The sequence below is a fragment of the Aeromonas dhakensis genome, from assembly GCF_002285935.1.
Taxonomy (GTDB): domain Bacteria; phylum Pseudomonadota; class Gammaproteobacteria; order Enterobacterales; family Aeromonadaceae; genus Aeromonas; species Aeromonas dhakensis.
Genome location: NZ_CP023141.1, coordinates 1,441,050 through 1,460,677, shown reverse-complemented (window position 1 = coordinate 1,460,677; position 19,628 = coordinate 1,441,050). Strand labels below are relative to the sequence as shown.

Annotated in this window: 21 protein-coding genes; 5 read left to right on the top strand and 16 right to left on the bottom strand. The window is 59.5% G+C overall.

Annotated features, from left to right (window positions below; all coding sequences use genetic code 11):
- Positions 1–198: 198 nt before the first annotated feature.
- The 4 genes from thyA to rppH form a co-directional block, all read right to left on the bottom strand.
- Positions 199–993 carry a thymidylate synthase gene (gene thyA, locus CK627_RS07185; protein WP_042008720.1) on the bottom strand — a complete coding sequence of 265 codons (795 nt, stop codon included), beginning with the start codon at positions 991–993 and terminating at the stop codon, positions 199–201.
- Positions 990–1,817, bottom strand: a complete 828-nt coding sequence (gene lgt, locus CK627_RS07180) for a prolipoprotein diacylglyceryl transferase (RefSeq protein WP_017765294.1) — start codon at positions 1,815–1,817, stop codon at positions 990–992. The genes thyA and lgt overlap by 4 nt, the downstream gene beginning before the upstream one ends.
- Positions 1,818–1,884: 67 nt before the next feature.
- Positions 1,885–4,164 (bottom strand): phosphoenolpyruvate--protein phosphotransferase, encoded by a 2,280-nt coding sequence (ptsP, locus tag CK627_RS07175; protein WP_095591999.1) that lies wholly within the window; start codon positions 4,162–4,164, stop codon positions 1,885–1,887.
- Between the two features lie 14 nt (positions 4,165–4,178).
- Entirely contained in the window at positions 4,179–4,706 is a 528-nt protein-coding gene (gene rppH / locus CK627_RS07170; protein WP_005308708.1) for an RNA pyrophosphohydrolase, read from the bottom strand.
- A gap of 733 nt (positions 4,707–5,439) precedes the next feature.
- On the opposite strand from rppH, the gene mutH reads away from it, so the two are divergent.
- Positions 5,440–6,114, top strand: a complete 675-nt coding sequence (gene mutH, locus CK627_RS07165) for a DNA mismatch repair endonuclease MutH (RefSeq protein ID WP_005308705.1) — start codon at positions 5,440–5,442, stop codon at positions 6,112–6,114.
- Between the two features lie 81 nt (positions 6,115–6,195).
- Entirely contained in the window at positions 6,196–6,525 is a 330-nt protein-coding gene (locus CK627_RS07160; RefSeq protein ID WP_095591998.1) for an isoamylase early set domain-containing protein, read from the top strand.
- Between the two features lie 103 nt (positions 6,526–6,628).
- On the opposite strand, the gene rplS is transcribed toward CK627_RS07160, so the two are convergent.
- From rplS to ffh, 5 genes are all read right to left on the bottom strand, one after another.
- Complete coding sequence (rplS, locus tag CK627_RS07155) at positions 6,629–6,976, bottom strand: 50S ribosomal protein L19 (protein ID WP_005308701.1); 348 nt, start codon at positions 6,974–6,976, stop codon at positions 6,629–6,631.
- A 32-nt stretch (positions 6,977–7,008) separates the two neighbouring features.
- A complete protein-coding gene (gene trmD, locus CK627_RS07150; protein WP_005308699.1) occupies positions 7,009–7,758 on the bottom strand; it encodes a tRNA (guanosine(37)-N1)-methyltransferase TrmD in 750 nt (249 codons plus the stop codon).
- Positions 7,759–7,792: 34 nt separating this feature from the next.
- Positions 7,793–8,314 carry a ribosome maturation factor RimM gene (gene rimM, locus CK627_RS07145; RefSeq protein WP_005308697.1) on the bottom strand — a complete coding sequence of 174 codons (522 nt, stop codon included), beginning with the start codon at positions 8,312–8,314 and terminating at the stop codon, positions 7,793–7,795.
- 24 nt (positions 8,315–8,338) lie between these two features.
- Positions 8,339–8,587 (bottom strand): 30S ribosomal protein S16, encoded by a 249-nt coding sequence (gene rpsP / locus CK627_RS07140; protein WP_005308695.1) that lies wholly within the window; start codon positions 8,585–8,587, stop codon positions 8,339–8,341.
- A gap of 182 nt (positions 8,588–8,769) precedes the next feature.
- Positions 8,770–10,146 carry a signal recognition particle protein gene (gene ffh, locus CK627_RS07135; RefSeq protein WP_005308693.1) on the bottom strand — a complete coding sequence of 459 codons (1,377 nt, stop codon included), beginning with the start codon at positions 10,144–10,146 and terminating at the stop codon, positions 8,770–8,772.
- Between the two features lie 221 nt (positions 10,147–10,367).
- On the opposite strand from ffh, the gene CK627_RS07130 reads away from it, so the two are divergent.
- Positions 10,368–11,159, top strand: a complete 792-nt coding sequence (locus tag CK627_RS07130) for a cytochrome C assembly family protein (RefSeq protein WP_043169441.1) — start codon at positions 10,368–10,370, stop codon at positions 11,157–11,159.
- Between the two features lie 43 nt (positions 11,160–11,202).
- Positions 11,203–12,483, top strand: coding sequence for an HlyC/CorC family transporter (locus tag CK627_RS07125; RefSeq protein ID WP_005308688.1), 1,281 nt, complete (start codon positions 11,203–11,205; stop codon positions 12,481–12,483).
- Between the two features lie 54 nt (positions 12,484–12,537).
- Here CK627_RS07125 and CK627_RS07120 read toward each other — a convergent pair whose 3' ends face one another.
- On the bottom strand, positions 12,538–13,005 hold the full coding sequence (locus CK627_RS07120; RefSeq protein WP_095591997.1) for an Rrf2 family transcriptional regulator: 468 nt from the start codon (positions 13,003–13,005) through the stop codon (positions 12,538–12,540).
- 110 nt (positions 13,006–13,115) lie between these two features.
- Between CK627_RS07120 and hmpA the strand changes: the two genes are divergently transcribed.
- A complete protein-coding gene (hmpA, locus tag CK627_RS07115) occupies positions 13,116–14,309 on the top strand; it encodes an NO-inducible flavohemoprotein (protein ID WP_095591996.1) in 1,194 nt (397 codons plus the stop codon).
- Positions 14,310–14,411: 102 nt separating this feature from the next.
- On the opposite strand, the gene CK627_RS22825 is transcribed toward hmpA, so the two are convergent.
- The 6 genes from CK627_RS22825 to CK627_RS07085 all read right to left on the bottom strand — a co-directional run bounded on the left by CK627_RS22825 (position 14,412) and on the right by CK627_RS07085 (position 19,452).
- The gene (locus CK627_RS22825) at positions 14,412–15,005 is read right to left on the bottom strand and encodes a tetratricopeptide repeat protein (RefSeq protein WP_005308682.1); all 594 of its coding nucleotides are present in this window, start codon (positions 15,003–15,005) and stop codon (positions 14,412–14,414) included.
- Positions 15,006–15,472: 467 nt separating this feature from the next.
- Positions 15,473–16,408, bottom strand: coding sequence for a malate dehydrogenase (gene mdh, locus CK627_RS07105; protein ID WP_017780273.1), 936 nt, complete (start codon positions 16,406–16,408; stop codon positions 15,473–15,475).
- 221 nt (positions 16,409–16,629) lie between these two features.
- Positions 16,630–17,292 carry an arginine ABC transporter permease ArtM gene (gene artM / locus CK627_RS07100; protein ID WP_017782222.1) on the bottom strand — a complete coding sequence of 221 codons (663 nt, stop codon included), beginning with the start codon at positions 17,290–17,292 and terminating at the stop codon, positions 16,630–16,632.
- Positions 17,293–17,294: 2 nt separating this feature from the next.
- A complete protein-coding gene (artQ, locus tag CK627_RS07095) occupies positions 17,295–17,945 on the bottom strand; it encodes an arginine ABC transporter permease ArtQ (protein WP_017782223.1) in 651 nt (216 codons plus the stop codon).
- Between the two features lie 3 nt (positions 17,946–17,948).
- Positions 17,949–18,686 (bottom strand): transporter substrate-binding domain-containing protein, encoded by a 738-nt coding sequence (locus tag CK627_RS07090; RefSeq protein WP_095591994.1) that lies wholly within the window; start codon positions 18,684–18,686, stop codon positions 17,949–17,951.
- Positions 18,687–18,711: 25 nt separating this feature from the next.
- Positions 18,712–19,452, bottom strand: a complete 741-nt coding sequence (locus CK627_RS07085; RefSeq protein WP_005308671.1) for an ATP-binding cassette domain-containing protein — start codon at positions 19,450–19,452, stop codon at positions 18,712–18,714.
- Between the last annotated feature and the right edge of the window lie 176 nt (positions 19,453–19,628).

Below are 19,628 nucleotides of genomic sequence, written 5' to 3'. Positions count from 1 at the left end.
TTGAGTCTATATCCGATAACAATCCGTGAAAAATCGTTTCTTACTGCGAAATACAACGACAAAACCGAAGGCAAAAATCAAACATGCCTGCTATAAGCAGGTTTTCTCTCGGGCGGATATCACTCGAAACTCCCCCATAAGAATGAATATTCTGTGGCTTTTATGCATAAAAAAGGCGCCTCATGGGCGCCTTTCACATCAGATGGCGACGGGCGCCTTGATGCCGGGATGGGGGTCGTAACCCTCGATCTCGAAATCCTCGAACCGGTAGTCGAAGATGGAGTCCGGCTTGCGTTTGATCAGCAGGGTCGGCAGCGGGCGCGGCTCGCGGGAGAGCTGCAGCGCGGTCTGCTCCATGTGGTTGGAGTAGAGGTGCACGTCACCACCGGTCCAGACGAAGTCCCCCACCTCCAGGTCGCACTGCTGGGCCATCATGTGGGTCAGCAAAGCATAGCTGGCGATGTTGAACGGCAGGCCGAGGAAGACATCGCAGCTGCGCTGGTAGAGCTGGCAGGAGAGTTTGCCGTCCGCCACATAGAACTGGAAAAAAGCGTGGCAGGGGGCCAGCGCCATCTTGTCCAGCTCGCCCACGTTCCAGGCGGAGACGATGATGCGACGGGAATCCGGGTTGTGCTTGATGTCGTCCACCGCCTTCTGGATCTGGTCGATAACAGACCCATCAGCCGCCGGCCAGGAGCGCCACTGGGCGCCGTAGACCGGGCCAAGATCGCCGTTCTCGTCGGCCCACTCGTCCCAGATACTGACACCATTTTCTTTCAGATAGGCGGTATTGGTGTCGCCGTTGAGGAACCAGAGCAGCTCGTGAATGATGGAGCGCAGGTGGCACTTCTTGGTGGTCACCAGCGGGAAGCCTTCGGCCAGGTTGAAGCGCATCTGATGGCCGAACAGGGAGACGGTGCCGGTGCCGGTACGGTCGGACTTGACGGTCCCCTCATCCAGGATCTTCTGCATCAGGTCGAGATAGGCTCTCATTGTTTTGCCTCCTTCACGGCGTTGCCGAACAACTGCGGGCGCTTGTAGGCGGCCCAGATCATCAGGGCACCGATGAGGATCATCGGAGTAGAGAGGATCTGGCCCATGCTGATCTCGTTGAAGTAGAGCCCCAGCTGGCTGTCAGGCTGGCGCACGAATTCCACCAGGAAGCGGAACAGGCCGTAGAACAGCAGGAACATGCCGGAGATAGCGCCGCGCGGCGGGTTCTTGCGCCAGAACAGGTTGAGGATGATGAACAGTACCACCCCTTCCAGTGCGAACTGGTAGAGCTGGGAGGGGTGGCGCGGCTCGGGGCCGGCTTCCGGGAAGATGATGGCCCAGGGCACATCGGTGACCCGACCCCACAGCTCGCCGTTGAGGAAGTTGCCGATGCGGCCGACGCCGAGGCCAAACGGAATGAGCGGTGCCACGAAATCGGCCACGGTAAAGAAGTGGCGCTTGGTCTTGTGGGCAAACCAGACCATGGCGGTGATGACCCCGATCAGGCCGCCGTGGAACGACATGCCACCGGTCCAGATCTTGAACAGGTAGAGGGGATCGGCCAGGAACATGTCGAAGTTGTAGAACAGCACGTAACCGACCCGACCACCCAGGATCACCCCTAGGAAGCCGTAAAACAGCAGGTCGGACACCTCGTTGCGGGTCCAGCCGCTGTTCGGCGCATCGGCGCGGCGCCCCGCCAGCCACATGGCAAAGGCGAAACCAAACAGATACATGAGACCATACCAGCGTACCGATAGTGGTCCCAAACTGAATGCTACGGGATCAATCTGCGAGAAAACCCAATATCCATCGTGCTGCATAAGCGGCCCCAGTCATAAGAAAAGCCGCATTTTCCGATCATTCGTCAGCAGGGACAAGGCATGATTATCAATCAATCTGTTTCGCTTTGTGACCGGCGCGCAGCAAACCGCCCAGACCGTGCTCTTCCAGATAGCGGGCAAACAGGCCACGCAGCACATGGGGATTGTCGTGCTTGAGGCCGTCGGTCAGCAGCACCGTCAGCTCGCTCAGGTTGGCCTGGCGCAGTACGTACTTGATGCGGGCGATGTTGTGGGTGTTCATGCTGAAGCGACGATAGCCCATGGCCAGCAGCAGCAACACCCCGACCGGATCACCGGCCAGCTCGCCACAGACCGAGACCGGTTTGTGGTAGCGACGGGAGGCATCGACCAGCAGCTGCAGGGCGCGGATCACCGCCGGATGGAAGGCGTCGTAGATGTTGGCGACCCGGGCGTTGTTGCGATCCACCGCCAGCAGGTACTGGGTCAGGTCGTTGCTGCCCACCGACCAGAAGTCGATGAGCGGCGCCATCTCAGGCAGGATGTAGAGGGCGGAAGGCACCTCGATCATCACCCCGAGGCTCGGGTAGCGGATCACCGCCTCACGGCTGGCCGCCTCTTCCGACACCTCGCGCCAGGCCTGATCCAGCAGGCGGCGGGAAGCCTTGATTTCGCTGACGCTGCTGATCATCGGCAGCATGATGGCCAGATTGTCCAGCCCTTCGCTGGCCCGCAGCATCGCCTTGAGCTGCACCAGGAACAGTTCGGGGTGATCCAGGGTGAGCCGGATCCCCCGCCAGCCAAGGAAGGGATTTTCCTCGACGATGGGGAAATAGGGCAACTGCTTGTCACCCCCCACGTCCAGAGTCCGCATGCAGACGGGGCGATTACGGTAAGTCTCCAGAATGCCGCGATAGCGGGCAGTCTGCTCCCACTCTGACGGGAAGCTGTCCTGCAGCATGAAGGGGATCTCGGTGCGATAGAGACCGACCCCGTCCGCCAGATGATTGAGGGCTATCTCGGTATCGGCGCTGAGGCCGGCGTTGAGCAACAGGGAAACGGGGGTGCCATCGGCGGTTTCTGACGGCTGGTTGTCGACGCTGCGCACCAGAGTATCGAGGGCCCGCTCCTCATTGAGCAGCTGGCGATACTCGGTCAGGATCACCTGATTGGGCTCGATGAAGAGATCGCCGCTGTAGCCATCGACCACCAACATGCGACCACCGATGTCGCCGAGCGGCAGATCCACCCCCATGATGGCCGCCACCCCCATGGCGCGGGCCAGGATGGCGGCGTGGGAGTTGGTGCCCCCCTTGAGGGACACCACCCCGGTCAGGAACTCGCGGGGCACCTCGGCGAGGATGGTGGCCGTCACCTCGTCGGCAACCAGCACCACAGGCTCGCCGATGGCGATGTGCTCGGGCTCGTTTTGCACCAGCCGACTGATGAGCCGCTGAGCGATGTCCTTCACATCGGTGGAGCGTTCCTGCAGATAGGGATCCTTCATCCCCTTGAACTGCTCGATGAGACGATCGCTGATGAGCTTGACCGCCGAGACCGCCGTCCAGTGCTCCTTGCTCACCTTGTTGCGGATCGGCTTGATGTAGCCGGGATCGTCCAGCAGATGCAGATAGATGTCGAAGATGGCCACCGAGTCCTGGCTGTAGCTCTCGCGAAAACGCAGGGCCAGGCTCTCCAGATCGTGACGCACCTCTTCCACCGCCACGTTCAGCCGCGCCAGCTGGCTGGCGTGATCCTCATCCTTGCGCGGGGTGATGGAGCGCAGCTCCTTGCGTGGCCGCCACACCCAGGCCTTGGCCATGGCGATGCCGCTGGCCCCGGCAATGCCGCGCAGCGGCTTGCTCCAGTCGGTCTTCTGCAGCCACCCCTTGGCCTGAGCCTGGGCGATGCGCGCCGCCAACTGGGCCGCCAGGGTGACCATGAAGGACTCCTCCCCCTCATCGAAGAGACGGCTCTCCTTCTGCTGCACCACCAGAATACCCACCACCTGGCGCTGATGCATGATGGGGGCGCCGAGGAAGGAGCGAAACGCCTCTTCGGCCACATCGGGCAGGAATTTGAAACTGGGGTGGGAGGGGGCATCAGCCAGGTTGATCAGCTCTTCACGCTGACCCACCAGGCCGACGATACCCTGCTCGAACGGCAGGGTGGCCTTGCCCACCGCCGACTCGGCCAGACCATCGGTCGCAGCCAGCCGGTAGCGGCGCATTTCAGGTTCGGAGACGTAAACGGAACAGCAGTCCACCGACATGGCCAGCCGGGTCTGGCTGACCAGTGCCTGCAAGGCCAGCTCGAGGGTATTGGCTTCGGCCATGCTTTCGACGATGCGCCTGAGTTCCGTTAACAACTAATCTGTGCTCCTTAGCGGGCGCGATTACGCCGCCCATCCTTCTTGTTGACCTGCACTGCCGGCACCGGCATCGCCAGCGGGGCAAACTCCTTCATCACCCGTCGATAGACTTCCCGCTTGAAGGAAACCACCTGACGCACCGGGTACCAGAAGCTGACCCAACGCCAGTCATCAAACTCCGGATGACCATGACAACCGAACTGGATCCTGGACTCCCTGCCCGGATCCAGCTGCAGCAGGAACCATTTTTGTTTTTGGCCAATACAGACCGGTGAACTGTCCCAACGAACGAGGCGTTTTGGCAAGCGATACTTCAACCAGTTGCGACTGGTCGCCATGATGGTCACATCCTCGGGCTTGAGGCCTATCTCCTCATACAGCTCACGATACATGGCCTGCTCTGGCGTCTCACCGTCATCAACTCCTCCCTGCGGAAACTGCCAGGAGTGCTGCCCATAACGCTTGGCCCACAATACTTGTCCGTCACGGTTACAGATCACGATTCCGACATTGGGACGAAACCCGTCGCCATCTATCACGTGATCACCTTATAAAGGCTGAATCTATAAGGGGATTGTTCCACATTCACCTCGTGGCAGCAAACAAGGACTGCAATCCCCCATTCATGAATAACTTTCGATTTCAAGCAAACTTATAAACAAATTAAAGGATCAGATCCTGCAAGTTGCCCACCCAGACTGTGCATAAGCCTGTGAGCAAGCGGGTATATACAGTAGTTTTATTTATCTGCTCCAAACTGCCCCACAGCATACAGGATGCGATAGAAAACAAAATATGTATTTAAATACATGGTGTTAAATAAAGAATGCTGGATCAAGATCCATGTCTTTTACCGCCGGCGAGCCGGGATCCGGATTGTGAACAAGTTCGACTGTTCAAAGATCCACCACGGCTATTTTATCCACAGGAGTGGCACACTATCTGCCCCGATATCGCCGCAAAAATCGGTGCCGTTTCACATTTTTTTGTAACAACAGGGTGACTATTCCTACTTTTAAGCAGTTATCCAAGATTTCTGTGGATAACTGTGTGAAACAGCGCTAGCAAACCCTTGGACAACTATTTCAAGGCAGGATCCAGCGCTACGCCCATCGATAAATTGGAGACAAATTCCTTTAAAATCATTACGATAAACACTTACACACAAAACTGCTCCCCCTGTGCATACCCCTGCCAGGATCGGTTATAAAAACAGCGATCCTCAGGGAGGATCAGAGTTGCTAGAATAATCCCTCTTTGCAGGAGTCACTCATGCCCGCCAACCCCCGCTCAGAACAGGAACTGCTGGCCCGCGCCTACGCCATGGCCGGCTTCACCCTGGCCCAGCTGGCCGCCGACGCCAACATCGCCGTGCCGGCGGATCTGCGTCGGGACAAGGGCTGGGTCGGTCAGCTGATCGAGTGGCAGCTGGGAGCGAGCGCCGGCAGCAAGCCGGAGCAGGACTTCCCGGATCTGGGCATCGAGCTCAAGACGATCCCCATCGATCCTCAGGGCAAGCCGCTGGAAACCACCTTCGTCTGCGTGGCACCGCTGATCGGTGTCAGCGGCCAGCGCTGGGAGGAGTCCAACGTGCGCAACAAGCTCTCCCGCGTGCTCTGGATCCCGGTGGAGGGCAGCCGAGAGATCCCCATCGGCGAGCGCCGGATCGGCATGCCGCTGCTGTGGAGCCCGAATGAAGAGGAGGAGATGCTGCTGCGCCAGGACTGGGAAGAGCTGATGGACATGATAGTGCTGGGAGAGGTGGAGCAGATCAGCGCCCGCCACGGCCAGGTGCTGCAACTGCGTCCCAAGGCGGCCAACAACAAGGCGCTGACCCGGGCCATCGGCCGCAATGGCCAGCCGATCCTGACCCTGCCCCGCGGCTTTTACCTCAAGATAGGTTTCACCCACGGCCTGCTGCAGCGCCACTTTGCCCTGCCCGCTTGATCTCTGTTATCAACATCCTTGTCATAAAGTGATATAAAAATAGACAGCCGCTATTTTTCGCAATCAGGACAAGGAGGCGTCATGCCGATCAACAAGCAATTTCTCAAGTCCCGCCCCGAGGTCAAGGTGACCTTTGCCGTGAAAAGAGAGGCCGCAGGAGAAGCCGAGCAGGTGTTGTTGCTGGGAGAGTTCAGCCAGTGGCAACCCATCGAGCTCAAGCGGATGAAGAGCGGTGAGTTCAAGACCACCCTCAACCTGCCGACCGATGGCCCCAGCCATTTCGAATACTGCTATCAGCTGGTTCAGCCGAACGGGGAGACCCGCTACGACAACGACTGGGCGGCGGATGACTACGTACCCGGCCCCTTCGGGCGAGACAACTCTGTGGTGCGGGTCAGCCAGCCAGGTTAAACCGGCACACCCGAAAGTGGATACAAAAAAGGCTCGCCATTGGCGAGCCTTTTCACTACCTGTCGAGCATTTCGCCGACATATCGACACCAATTCGAATCGAATTAGTTGAGCTTCTCTTTGATACGAGCAGCTTTACCGGACAGGTTGCGCAGGTAGTACAGTTTGGCGCGGCGAACATCACCACGACGCTTCAGTTCTACACTGTGGATCAGCGGAGAGTGAGTCTGGAATACACGCTCAACACCTTCGCCGTTGGAGATCTTGCGAACGGTGAAAGCAGAGTGCAGACCGCGGTTACGCTTGGCAATCACGATGCCTTCGAAAGCCTGCAGACGCTCTTTACCACCTTCTTTAACACGAACTTGAACACGTACGGTGTCGCCCTGGGCAAAAGCCGGGATGTCGGTACGCATTTGCTCTTGTTCAAGCTGCTGAATAATCTTGCTCATTGTCTTTCCTTACCTAGGATAAACTGAAAACTCTACTTAACGCTGTCACGCACTTCGCGGACATACTCGGCAAGAAGTGATTCTTGCTCGTCAGTCAGAGCTAGGTTGTTAATAAGTTCCGGCCTTCTTTGCCAGGTTCGTCCGAGCGACTGCTTGAGACGCCAGCGTCGAATCACTTCGTGATTGCCGCTTGTCAGCGCCTCGGGCACCGCCAACCCATCCAACACCTCCGGCCGAGTATAGTGGGGATGATCCAGCAGACCGTCCGTAAAGGAGTCCTGCTCGGCACTGGCCTGATCGCCCAAAACCCCTGGGACCAGACGCGAAACCGCATCGATCAGGGTCATGGCAGGCAACTCGCCACCACTTAACACGTAATCCCCGATAGACCACTCTTCGTCGACTTCGGTTTGTATCACGCGTTCATCGATACCTTCGTATCGACCGGCTACCAGAATCAGTTTCTGATTCGTCGCCAACTCGGTCACGCCCGCTTGAGTCAGCTTGCGTCCCTGAGGGGAGAGATAGATGACTTTCGCCCCGTCTCCCGCCGCTTGCTTGGCTGCATGAATCGCGTCACGCAGCGGCTGAACCATCATTAGCATGCCGGGCCCACCACCATAAGGACGATCATCGACCGTACGGTGTTTGTCGTGGGTAAAGTCCCGGGGGTTCCAGCACTCAATCTGCAGCAGGCCACTCTTGACGGCCCGACCCGTTACCCCGTGCTCGGTAATGGCTCGGAACATTTCAGGGAAGAGGCTAATCACCCCAATCCACATAAGAAACCTCCGGCACTCGTGTTACCGCGGGAAACTAGAAACCAGGATCCCAATCAACTTCGATTGTTCGAGCAGTCAGATCAATATTCTTGATCACCTGCTCTTCCAGGAACGGAATCAACCGCTCCTTTGCACCAAAGGCATCTTTTACATTGGCCTCAACCACCAACACATCGTTGGAGCCGGTTTCCATCAATTCGGTCACCTTGCCCATGTCGTATCCCTTGGTGGTCACTACGGAGCAACCAATCAGGTCACGCCAGTAGAACTCGCCCTCAGGCAACGCAGGCAACAGATCGGCGGCTACGCCAATCTCGACATTGGTCAATGCCAGGGCATCCTCGCGCACGTCGATACCATCGAGTTTGCAAATCAGACCCTTGTTGTGACGCTTCCAGGATGAAACCTGAATTTCACGCCACACCCCGTTCTGATTGATCAGCCAGGGGTTGTAATCGAAAATCGCTTCGGCAACATCGGTGAAGGAGTTCACTTTAAGCCAGCCCTTGATGCCGTAAACGGTACCCAGGGTGCCCAGAACTACAGGTTTTTCCACCTTAACTCCTTACCGTTTGGCTGATTAAGCAGCTTTGGCAGCGTCTTTGATCAGCTTGGCAACGCGGTCAGAAACAGCGGCACCAGTAGCAACCCAATGCTCGATACGAGCCAGGTCCAGGTTCAGCTTTTCAGCGTTACCAGAAGCAACCGGGTTGAAGAAACCAACGCGCTCGATGAAACGACCGTCGCGGGCGTTACGGCTGTCAGCAACTACTACCTGGTAGAACGGACGCTTTTTCGCGCCACCACGTTGTAAACGAATGGTTACCATATCGTCCTCATTAACATCTAATGAACAAGGCCCGCAAACACGCGGACCCTAGCTTAAAATAAGCCGCATAATTCTACTTGGATTCGTAATAATTGCAACCAAGCCAGCCATTTTTTGCGCAGAGCCGCAATGAAAAGGGTCTGCCAATGGCAGACCCTCACTCGCTACGTCAGCCCGAATAATCAGAACGGACCGCGGCCGCCACCGAAGCCGGGAGGCAGCATGTTCTTCATCTGGCTCATCATCTTGCGCATGCCACCCTTGCCGGACATCTTCTTCATCATGCGCTGCATCTCGGTGAACTGCTTGAGCAGCTTGTTGACGTCCTGCACCTGCATGCCGGAACCCGCGGCGATACGGCGCTTGCGGGAGCCCTTGATGAGATCGGGATGGGCACGCTCCTTGGGGGTCATGGAGCTGATGATGGCCTCCATCCGCACGGTGAGCTTGTCATCCATCTGATCCTTGACGTTGTCCGGCAGGCCGGACATGCCGGGCAGCTTGTCGAGCATCCCCATCATGCCGCCCATGTTGCGCATCTGGGCCAGCTGCTCGCGGAAGTCTTCCAGATCGAAGCCCTTGCCACTCTTGACCTTGCTGGCAAGCTTGGCTGCCTTCTCTTTATCGACGGTGCGCTCCACCTCCTCGATAAGAGAGAGCACATCGCCCATGCCGAGGATGCGGGAGGCAAGACGATCCGGGTGGAACGGCTCAAGCGCGTCGGTCTTCTCGCCCATACCGATGAACTTGACCGGTTTGCCGGTGATGTGGCGCACCGACAGCGCGGCACCGCCGCGGGCATCGCCGTCCGCCTTGGTGAGGATCACGCCGGTGAGCGGCAGCGCCTCGTTGAACGCCTTGGCCGTATTGGCGGCATCCTGACCGGTCATGGCATCCACCACGAACAGGGTCTCCACCGGCTTGATGGTGGCGTGAAGGTGTTTGATCTCCTCCATCATCTCGCCATCGACGTGCAGACGACCGGCGGTATCGACGATCACCACGTCATAGAACTTCTTGCGCGCCTGATCGATGGCCGCGTTGGCGATGTCCACCGGCTTCTGGCTGGCATCGCTCGGGAAGAAGTCGACGCCGATGTCGCCGGCCAGGGTCTCCAGCTGCTTGATGGCCGCCGGGCGGTAGACGTCCGCACTGACCACCAGCACCTTCTTCTTGTTGCGTTCCTTGAGCAGCTTGGCCAGTTTGCCGACCGTGGTGGTCTTACCGGCACCCTGCAGACCCGCCATCAGGATGATGGCCGGCGGCTGGGCCGCCAGATTGAGCTGCTCGTTGGCCTCCCCCATCACGGAGACCAGTTCGCCGTGCACAATCTTGATGAAGGCCTGGCCCGGGCTCAGGGACTTGGCCACTTCCTGGCCCACCGCCCGCTCCTTGACGCGCGCGACGAAGTCACGCACCACCGGCAGGGCGACGTCCGCCTCGAGCAGCGCCATGCGAACTTCGCGCAAGGTATCCTTGATGTTCTCTTCGGTCAGGCGGCCACGGCCGCTGACGTTGCGCAGGGTGCGCGAGAGTCGTTCAGTCAAATTCTCAAACATGACGCATTCCGGTTCTTGGCGTAACAAATGGGAGGCATTATACCTCACTCGCACGATGAGGACGATTATTCGCCGCACTCGGCTGCGGTCAGCCCTGTGCGGCTGACCCAACATGCTGCCTATATATGGGCAGATCGGCGGCAGCACAACTGGCGAGCACATCTTGTGCAAGGTATACTGCCCTTCCTATTCCCAATCGCTTGCTCGACAACGACCCGGTTATGATCGTGATCTCTGTTCTGGCCCTGGCGTTCTATCTGCTGGCCATCATCGCCTCTCTGCACCTGCTGCTCAGTGCCAAACCAGTGGGACAAACTCCCCTGTTTGCCTGCATCGGACTGGCCCTGATCGCCCATGGCGCCGCCCTCTCCGGCGAGGTGCTGGTGACCCACTCAGGGCAGAATCTGAGCATGCTCAACGTGGCCTCACTGGTCAGTCTCATCATCAGCTGCTTCATGACCTGCGTCACCCGCCGCTTCAACGGCTGGATCCTGCTGCCGGTGGTCTACAGCTTCTCGGCCCTGTTGCTGGCCGCCAGCGCCCTCATTCCCGGTCGCTACATCACCCACCTGGAGGCCCATCCCCAGCTGCTGCTGCATATCGGTCTTGCGCTGATGGCCTACTCGGTATTGATGATCGCCTGCCTGTTTGCGCTGCAGCTCGCCTGTCTGGACCGGCAACTGAAGACGCGCAAGATCAGCCAGCTGCCGGCCATGCCGCCCCTGATGACGGTCGAGAAGCGGCTGTTCCAGCTCATCTCGGCCGGCGTCCTGTTGCTGACCCTCTCCATTGCCTCCGGCCTCTTCTTCCTCGAAGACATGTTCGCCCAGGGCAAATCCCACAAGGCCATCCTCTCGATCCTGGCCTGGTGCGTCTACGTGCTGCTGCTGTGGGGCCACCATACCCGTGGCTGGCGCGGTCGCAAGGTGATCACCCTGAGCCTGATCGGCAGCTTCATTCTGACCCTGGCCTACTTCGGCAGTCGCTTCGTCAAAGAAGTGCTGCTGAGCTAAACGCCCACTACTTCTTCATCACCCAGTCCCACAGGAGCCCTTCTTGGACAGTATCTCAACGAGTACATTGCTGATTGTTCTCGTTATCTTGATCCTCATGTCTGCCTTCTTCTCAAGTTCTGAAACCGGCATGATGTCGCTCAACCGTTACAAGCTGCGGCATCTGGCCCAGACCAAGCACAAGGCTGCCCGTCGGGTGGAGAAACTGCTCTCCCGGCCCGACCGCCTGCTGGGGCTGATCCTGATCGGCAACAACCTGGTCAACATCCTGGCGTCAGCCATCGCCACCATCGTCTGTATTCGTCTGTTCGGGGATCTGGGGGTGGCCATCGCCACCTTCGGCCTGACCCTGATCGTGCTGGTGTTTGGCGAAGTGACTCCCAAGACCCTGGCGGCCATGTTCCCGGAGAAAGTCGCCTATCCCGCCTCCTGGGTGCTCAAGGGGTTGATGGTGCCGCTTGCCCCCTTCGTCTGGATGATCAACGGCATCACCAGCGGCCTGCTCAAGCTGCTGAAGATCAATCCGAACAAGGATGACTCCCTCAATACCGAGGAGCTGCGCACCATCGTCAACGAGGCGGGCAGTCTGATCCCCCAGCGCCATCAGGAGATGCTGCTCAGCATCCTGGATCTGGACAAGATGACGGTGGAGCACATCATGGTGCCGCGCAGCGAGATCTACGCCATCGACATCAACGATGACTGGAAGACCATACTGCGTCAGCTGGCCCACTGCGCCCACACCAAGATCCTGCTCTATCGCGACAACATCGACGACGTGGTGGGTTTTCTGCACGCCCGCGACGCGCTGCGCCTGATGGCCAAGGATCAGTTCAACAAGTCGAGCCTGCTGCGGGAAGTGGACGAGATTTACTTCATTCCGGAAGGGACGCCCCTCAACGTGCAACTGGCCAAGTTCCAGCGCAACAAGGAGCGGATTGGTCTCATCGTCGACGAGTATGGCGACATTCAGGGGTTGATCACCCTGGACGACATCCTGGAAGAGATAGTGGGCGACTTCACCACCTCCATGACCCCGGCGCCCAGCGACGAGATCCATCCCCAGCCGGATGGCTCCTTCCTGGTGGAGGGCTCGGCCAGCATCCGCGAGCTCAACAAGGAGATGAACTGGCAACTGCCCATCGACGGGCCCCGTACCCTCAACGGCGTCATCCTCGAATATCTGGAGGAGATCCCCCAGCCCAACATCAGCCTGCGGCTGGCCGGCTACCCCATCGAGATCCTGGAAGTGGAGAACAACATGGTGAAGATGGCGCGGATCATGCCGGCGTTGTACCGAAACGAGTCGGGACTGGAAGATTGAAAAAAGGCTGCCGATGGCAGCCTTTTTCTATTGCGTCATTGGCCGGCGATCGGCTCACTCATCTTCGTCGCCAGACTCCAGCACCAGAGTCGGGATCAACTCGCCGAAGACCTGTTGCAGCTCGTCGCGATTGGCCAGCAGATCCTGCAGCGTGTAGCTGTCCATCACCGCCAGAAACGCATTCATCGCCTCTTTCAGGGCACTCTTCAGCAGGCAGACAGAGACGATGTGGCAGGCCGGCGAGTTGCAGTCGATGCCGTCCAGATTGCCTTCCAGCGCCCGGATCACCTGGCCGATGTTGATGCTCTCCGGCGCGCAGGCCATGCGAATGCCGCCATTCTTGCCGCGCTGGGACTGCAGGTAGCCCAGTTTCACCAGCTGGTTCACCACCTTCACCATGTGGTTGCGGGAGACGTCATACAAGGCGGAGACCTTGGCCACGCTAGACAATTCGCCCTCCGGCAGGGTCGCCAGATAGAGCAGGGCTCTCAATCCAAAATCGGTATAGCTAGTTAGTCTCATAGTGCCTGTGTCGCATCACGCGGAAATTGATTATTGATTCAGATCAAATAAACATCTAGGATGCAGCTTATTAAGTGACATTCTAGATGTTCAATTAGAAAGGAACCCCTATGTTAGACCAAGCCACCATCGCCGTCATCAAAAGCACCATCCCTTTGCTCGAATCAGCGGGCCCCGCGCTCACCCAGCATTTCTACCAGCGCATGTTCAGCCATAACCCGGAGCTGAAGGACATTTTCAACCTGGCGCACCAGCGCAGCGGCGGCCAGCCGTTGGCGCTGTTCAATGCGGTGGCGGCCTACGCCAAGAACATCGACAACCTGGGTGCACTGGCCGGTGCCGTGGAACGCATCGCCCACAAGCACACGGGTTTCCTGATCCAGCCAGAACAATATCACATTGTAGGTAGTCATCTCTTGGCCACGCTCAAAGAATTGGGTGGAAGTGCGGTCACCGACGAGGTGCTGGATGCCTGGGGCAAGGCTTACGGCGTGCTCGCCAGCATCTTCATCGGCCGCGAGAGCGAGATTTATCAGGAGAAAGCGAACGAGATCGGTGGCTGGCAAGGCCCCCGCCCCTTCCTGATCAAGGAGAAGCGGGTCGAGAGCGAGCTCATCACCTCCTTCCTGCTGGCGCCGGTGGATGGCAAGCCGGTGCTGGACTTCAAGCCGGGTCAGTACCTCAGCATCAAGCTGGTCCATCCCGAGCTCGAGTATCAGGAGATCCGCCAGTACTCCCTCTCCGATGCCCCCAACGGCCAGCACTACCGCATCAGCGTCAAGCGCGAGCCGCAGGGCCAGGTTTCCAACCTGCTGCACGATCATCTGCAGGCGGGCGATCAAGTGGAGCTGATGCCGCCCACCGGCGATTTCTACCTGAAAGCCGATAACCGTACCCCGGTGGTACTGCTCTCGGCCGGTGTGGGTGTCACGCCGATGATGAGCATGCTCAACCAGCTGCTGACGAGCAGCCATCAGGCCGACATCACCTGGCTGCACGCCTGCGAACAGGGCACAGTGCATGCCTTCAGGGAGGATATTCAGCAGAAATCCCGCCAGCACGCCAACCTGCTGAGCCGGGTCTGGTATCGGGAGCCACAGACCAGTGACGTGCAGGGCGAAGAGTACCATCATGCCGGCACCATGGATCTGAGTGCCGTGCAGGAGCGCATCACGCCGCAGGCCCACTACTACTTCTGTGGCCCTCTTGGCTTCATGCAGGCCGTCAAGCAGCAGCTGATCGTGGCGGGCATTCCGGCTGGCCAGCTCCATTACGAAGTTTTTGGTCCCCACCAAGATCTGTAAGGCGGGCGGATCACTATAACCTGATGAGGGGCCAGCCTGTCACGGCACGGCGGCTGGTCCCTCCCGGCCCACGGATGCAGATCCGTGGGTCATTTTTTGGGATCAGTGCATCGCCTTGGCACGGGCGATGGCGTTGGCCGGCATCCGGTTGCCGAGCCGGCTCAACAGACCGGTCGCCTTCTGGTGCAGCGCCTTGTCGCCGATCACCGTGCTGTGCAGCCAGTGGTAGGCCTCTTCATAGTCGAGTGGGCTGCCCATCCCCTGCAACAGCATCTCCACCCACTCGATCTGCGCCCGCTGGAAACCCAGGCTGGCGGCCTCCCGCATCAGGGTCTCGGCCTTGAGCAGGTCCTTTTGCACCAGGGTGCCCTTCCAGTAGTAGCGACCCAGCTGCTCCAGCGCCGGCGCCAGCCCCTGGTTGGCCGCATCCCACATAAATTTCACCCCCAGCTCCGCATTGGGCTTGATGCAGACCCCCCAGGCCAGCATGTCCCCCCACAGAAACTGATAAGAGGGGATCTTCATCACCTCGGCCCGCACCTCGATATCCTGGGTGAGCTGGCACCTGTCCTGCTTGACCTGCTGCAGATGACGGCCCTGCTCAATCCAGTTGAGCAGCTCGTCCTGGCGATAGAGCGGCACCGCCTGCAGCGCGCCGCTGTCCACGGTCAGACCGCTGGCCGGGGTGCTGGTCATGGGACGATTGTTCGGCGAACGGTCGCCCTCTGCAGCGACAGGCGCGGGAATGGGGGCTGCCGCTGGCGCAGCGGCGGGTGTTGCACTCGCTGCCGCAACCGGTGCAGAGGGGTTGGCGGCTGGCGTTGCCGTAGTTTGCACGGCAGCCGGTGCGGGAACCGCAGCAGAGGACGGGGCAGCCGCAGAGGGCTGGGCGGCAACCTCCGGCTGCGCCGGCGCACTGGTCGCCGGCGTGGCCCCGCTCGTCGCGGCGGCGGCAGAGGTGGAAGGCTCGGCCCCCTGCGCTTGGCCCGTCAGCAATGGGGGCGTCAGCAAACAGAGCAGGCCGACAAGGGTAATAGGTTTCATCATAAGGATCTCCTGCAGCACCCTGTTATCGGCAGCCGGCGGCATCCCCTTAGTCCGGCACCACCTGCCCATAACGACAAAGGGGAGCCGAAGCTCCCCTTGCTGTCCATCCGGACGCCTTACTTGACGAAGTCGACACCCAGCTGGATATCGGCTTTCAGGGTGGCCAGCATGCCATCCATCGCCTCTTGTTCGAAGGCGCTCAGCTTGCCGTAGTCCAGCACGGTTTCGACGCCGTTCTTGCCAAGCAGGATGGGCTGCGCGAAGAAGGTGGCGTGCTTGCCGTCGCCTTCCACGTAGGCGCACTCGATGACGTTGGCTTCACCCTGCAGACCCTTGATGAGCGACAGACCGAAACGGCAGGCAGCCTGACCCATGGAGAGAGTGGCGGAACCGCCACCGGCCTTGGCTTCCACCACTTCGGTACCGGCGTTCTGGATACGCTTGGTCATGGCGGCCACTTCGTCGGCGGTGAAGCTGGCACCTTCGATCTGGGAGAGCAGCGGCAGAATGGTCACGCCACTGTGGCCACCGATCACGTTGACGCGCACCTTGTCGACGTTCAGACCCTTGGCGTCGGCCACGAAGGTCTCGGCACGGATCACGTCCAAGGTGGTGACGCCGAACAGGCGACGCTTGTCATAGACACCGGCCTTCTTCAGCACTTCGGCAGCGATGGCGACCGTGGTGTTGACCGGGTTGGTGATGATGCCGATCAGCGCTTTCGGGCAGGAGGCGGCGCACTTTTCCACCAGATTCTTGACGATGCCGGCGTTGATGTTGAACAGGTCGGAACGATCCATGCCGGGCTTGCGAGCCACGCCGGCGGAGATCAGCACGACATCGGCGCCGACCAGAGCCGGGCTCGGATCTTCACCGCAGAAACCTTTTACTTTCACGTCAGTCGGGATATGGCTCAGATCGACCGCCACGCCCGGGGTCACCGGAGCGATGTCATACAGGCTCAATTCGGAACCAGCAGGCAGACGGTTTTTCAACAGCAGAGCGAGGGCTTGGCCGATGCCACCGGCGGCACCCAGAACGGCAACTTTCATGATCAACTCCATGTTTAAGCGTAGGTTTAAGGTTGTTTCTTGTTGTGCGCCCAACCTTAAAGGATCCCCCCCTAAAAAACAATCTGATAACAGTTGTAATCACAGGTTCTGTGAGCCAATAAACAGGCGGCGAATAAAAATGGGGGAAAATGCAAAAAATTGGAGGGGAAGCACAGATTTCCTGCACTTCCCCTCACCATTAATAGGTAGATCTGCCGACTTCAGCCCTGGAAGGCCAGCGCCCTGCGTTCACACCAACGAAAACCAATTGTTAACAATCCGTTCATGGTCAGGTAGAGGGCACCAGCCACGGTGAACACCGCCAGGGTGTCATAGGTCTGGGCATTGAGGCGCTGGGCCAGCCCCATCACATCCATGATGGTGATGGTACTGGCGAGCGAACTCCCCTTGAGCACTAGGATCACCTCGTTGGAATAGGCGGGTACCAGTCGCCGGGCGGCGTGACGCACCTTCATCCACAGGGTCTGGCTGGCGGAGAAGCCGAGCGCGCGGCAGGCCTCTACCTCACCGGCCGGGATGGCGTCGAGCGCCCCCTTGAACAGCCGGGTAGAGTAGGCGGCGGTATTGAAACCGAGCGCCAGCACGGCGCAGAACCAGGGCTGCTTGAGCAGCGGCCAGAGCGGCCCCTCCTTGAGCCAGGCAAACTGGCCCGGCCCGTAGTAGATGAGGAAGATCTGGATCAGCAGCGGCGTGCCGGTGAAGACCAGCACCCACAGCTGCACCAGCTGGGTCGCCACCGGGATGCGGCGCTCCAGCACCCAGGTCATGGCCGCCGCCATCAGCACGCCCAGCAGCAGACTGCCGGCGGTCAGTTGCAGGGTAATCGCCAGGCCACCCAGCAGGGTCATCAGGTAATCCTGCATGATCAGCCTCCGTAACGGCGGGTGTAACGGGCAGCCTGCTTCAAGCCGAACTCACTCACCAGGCTGATGGCCAGATAGATGAGAGCGGCAGCGGCATACCAGGTGAAGGGTTGATAGGTACTGGCCGAGGCCATCTGGGCCTGGCGCATCATCTCGTTCACCCCGATGAGGGAGACCAGTGCGGTGTCCTTGAGCAGCACCAGCCACTGGTTGCCGAGTCCCGGCAGAGCGTGACGCCAGGCCTGGGGCAGCACGATGCGAAAGAAGATGTGGCGCTTGCCAAGGCCGAGCGCCAACGCCGCCAGCCGCTGCCCGGCGGGCACCGCATTGAGGGCGGCCCGCAGGGTCTGGGTGGCGTAGCTGGCGAACAGCAGGGAGAGCGCCAGCACGCCGCAGGCGAACGGGCTGAACTCCACGTACTCGCCGGTGATGAGGAACAGCACCTGGGTCGAGCCGAAGTAGATGAACAGCACCACCAGCAGCTCGGGCAAGCCGCGAATAAGCGTGGTGAGGGTGGCCACCGGCCACACCAGAGCACGCTGCTTGCTCAGTTCGGCGGCGCTGAACGCCAGCGCCAGCACCATGCCCCCGACCAGGGATGCCAGGGCCAGCCCGAGGGTCATCCAGGCTGCATCCAACAACAGGCTCAACATGGCTTAGTGCGCGAAATATTTGTCGTAGATCTTCTGATAGGTGCCGTTGGCCTTGATGTCGGCCAGCCCCTTGTTCAGCTGGGTCAGCAGTTCCTGATTGCCCTTGGCCACCGCGATGCCAAAACCGGTACCGAAGTACTTGGCGTCAGTCACCGGCGTGCCGATCACGGCATACTCCTTGTGCTGCTTGAGCCAGTCGGCGGCGACCGCGGTATCGGCAAACACGCCGTCGGTACGGCCGTTCATCATGTCGAGGAAGGCACTCTGGTAGCTGGCGTAGGGCACGGTCAGCAGCCCCTTGCTCACCCAGTTGTCCACCAGATAGGACTGGTGGGAGCTGCCGTTCTGCACGCCGACAGTCTTGTCCACCAGATCTTCCGGCCCCTTGAAGGTGTCCTTCTTGGTCACGAACACGGCGGAGTTCTGGTAATAGATGTCGGAGAAGTCGACCTGGGCGGCCCGCTCCGGGGTCACGTCCATGGCGGCGATGGCGGCGTCGTAGCGACGGAATTTCAGGCTGGGGATCAGGCTGTCAAAAGCCTGGTTGTGGAAGCTGCACTCCAGCTTGGCCTGTTCACAGATGGCGCGGGCCAGGTCGATGTCAAACCCCTGGAACTCGTTCTTGTCGTCCAGGTATTCGAACGGTGCGTAGGTGGCCTCGGTGGCGAACTTGATCTCTTTCGCCAGCACCTGGGTGCTCAGCAGGCCCATGGCCGCGATCAGCAACAGACTCTTTTTCATGACAGCTTCCTTATCGATTTGAATATCAATGCATCAAGAATTCGGCAAACCGGCTGGTTTGCGGGGCTTGGAAAATGGCGGCGGAGCCCGCTTCGATGATCCGCCCCTTTTCCAGATAGATCACCTGGCTGGCCACCTTGCGGGCGAACTCCACCTCGTGGGTCACCACCACCTGGGTGATGCCGGTCTGGCCAAGGTTGCGGATGATCTCCGCCACTTCCTTGGTGATCTCGGGGTCGAGGGCTGCGGTCGGCTCGTCAAACAGCAGCACCTGGGGATCCATCATCAGGGTACGGGCGATGGCCACCCGCTGCTGCTGACCGCCGGACAGCCGCGCCGGCCAGGCGTCGCGCTTGTCGGCCAGTTGCAGCTGGGCCAGCAGATAGCCCCCCTTCTCCATGGCCGCCGCCTTGCTCATGCCGAGCAGTTTGACGGGCGCCTCGATGAGGTTCTCCATCACGGTGAGATGGGGCCACAGATTGTACTGCTGGAACACCATGCCCACCTTGCGCCGCAGCGCCTGGGTCTGGCGGTTGAACTCGGCGGTGGAGAGGCTGGAGGGGAAAGAAAATTCACTTTCACCGATGCGCAGGACACCGGCATCCGGGGTGTCCAGCAGGTTCATCATGCGCAGCAGAGAGCTCTTGCCGGCACCGCTCGGACCCAGCAGCACCAGGGTTTCACCGGGCGCGGTCCGAAAGCTGACCTGTTGCAGTACCGGCACCTTGTGCCAGGATTTTTCGATACCGATTAATTCAATACCCATACAGCCCAATTGAATAAGTTTTCAAAATTTCGTCCTGATTCTAACGCTGGCATGGGTGGATGCAAGCTATATTTGAATCAATATGCAGAACAAGCGCCGCTTCCTTGCAAAAATAGGCATATGAATGCAAAATGGGCACGCTGTTCATATCTGCCGCCTGAGCGTGACAGGCAGCC

Coding starts and splice junctions, on each gene's coding strand:
- thyA (WP_042008720.1), bottom strand. CDS start 993: ATGAGAGCCTATCTCGACCTGATGCAGAAGATCCTGGATGAGGGGACC.
- lgt (WP_017765294.1), bottom strand. CDS start 1,817: ATGCAGCACGATGGATATTGGGTTTTCTCGCAGATTGATCCCGTAGCA.
- mutH (WP_005308705.1), top strand. CDS start 5,440: ATGCCCGCCAACCCCCGCTCAGAACAGGAACTGCTGGCCCGCGCCTAC.
- CK627_RS07160 (WP_095591998.1), top strand. CDS start 6,196: ATGCCGATCAACAAGCAATTTCTCAAGTCCCGCCCCGAGGTCAAGGTG.
- rplS (WP_005308701.1), bottom strand. CDS start 6,976: ATGAGCAAGATTATTCAGCAGCTTGAACAAGAGCAAATGCGTACCGAC.
- trmD (WP_005308699.1), bottom strand. CDS start 7,758: ATGTGGATTGGGGTGATTAGCCTCTTCCCTGAAATGTTCCGAGCCATT.
- rpsP (WP_005308695.1), bottom strand. CDS start 8,587: ATGGTAACCATTCGTTTACAACGTGGTGGCGCGAAAAAGCGTCCGTTC.
- ffh (WP_005308693.1), bottom strand. CDS start 10,146: ATGTTTGAGAATTTGACTGAACGACTCTCGCGCACCCTGCGCAACGTC.
- CK627_RS07130 (WP_043169441.1), top strand. CDS start 10,368: ATGATCGTGATCTCTGTTCTGGCCCTGGCGTTCTATCTGCTGGCCATC.
- CK627_RS07120 (WP_095591997.1), bottom strand. CDS start 13,005: ATGAGACTAACTAGCTATACCGATTTTGGATTGAGAGCCCTGCTCTAT.
- hmpA (WP_095591996.1), top strand. CDS start 13,116: ATGTTAGACCAAGCCACCATCGCCGTCATCAAAAGCACCATCCCTTTG.
- CK627_RS22825 (WP_005308682.1), bottom strand. CDS start 15,005: ATGACCAGCACCCCGGCCAGCGGTCTGACCGTGGACAGCGGCGCGCTG.
- mdh (WP_017780273.1), bottom strand. CDS start 16,408: ATGAAAGTTGCCGTTCTGGGTGCCGCCGGTGGCATCGGCCAAGCCCTC.
- artM (WP_017782222.1), bottom strand. CDS start 17,292: ATGCAGGATTACCTGATGACCCTGCTGGGTGGCCTGGCGATTACCCTG.
- artQ (WP_017782223.1), bottom strand. CDS start 17,945: ATGTTGAGCCTGTTGTTGGATGCAGCCTGGATGACCCTCGGGCTGGCC.
- CK627_RS07090 (WP_095591994.1), bottom strand. CDS start 18,686: ATGAAAAAGAGTCTGTTGCTGATCGCGGCCATGGGCCTGCTGAGCACC.
- CK627_RS07085 (WP_005308671.1), bottom strand. CDS start 19,452: ATGGGTATTGAATTAATCGGTATCGAAAAATCCTGGCACAAGGTGCCG.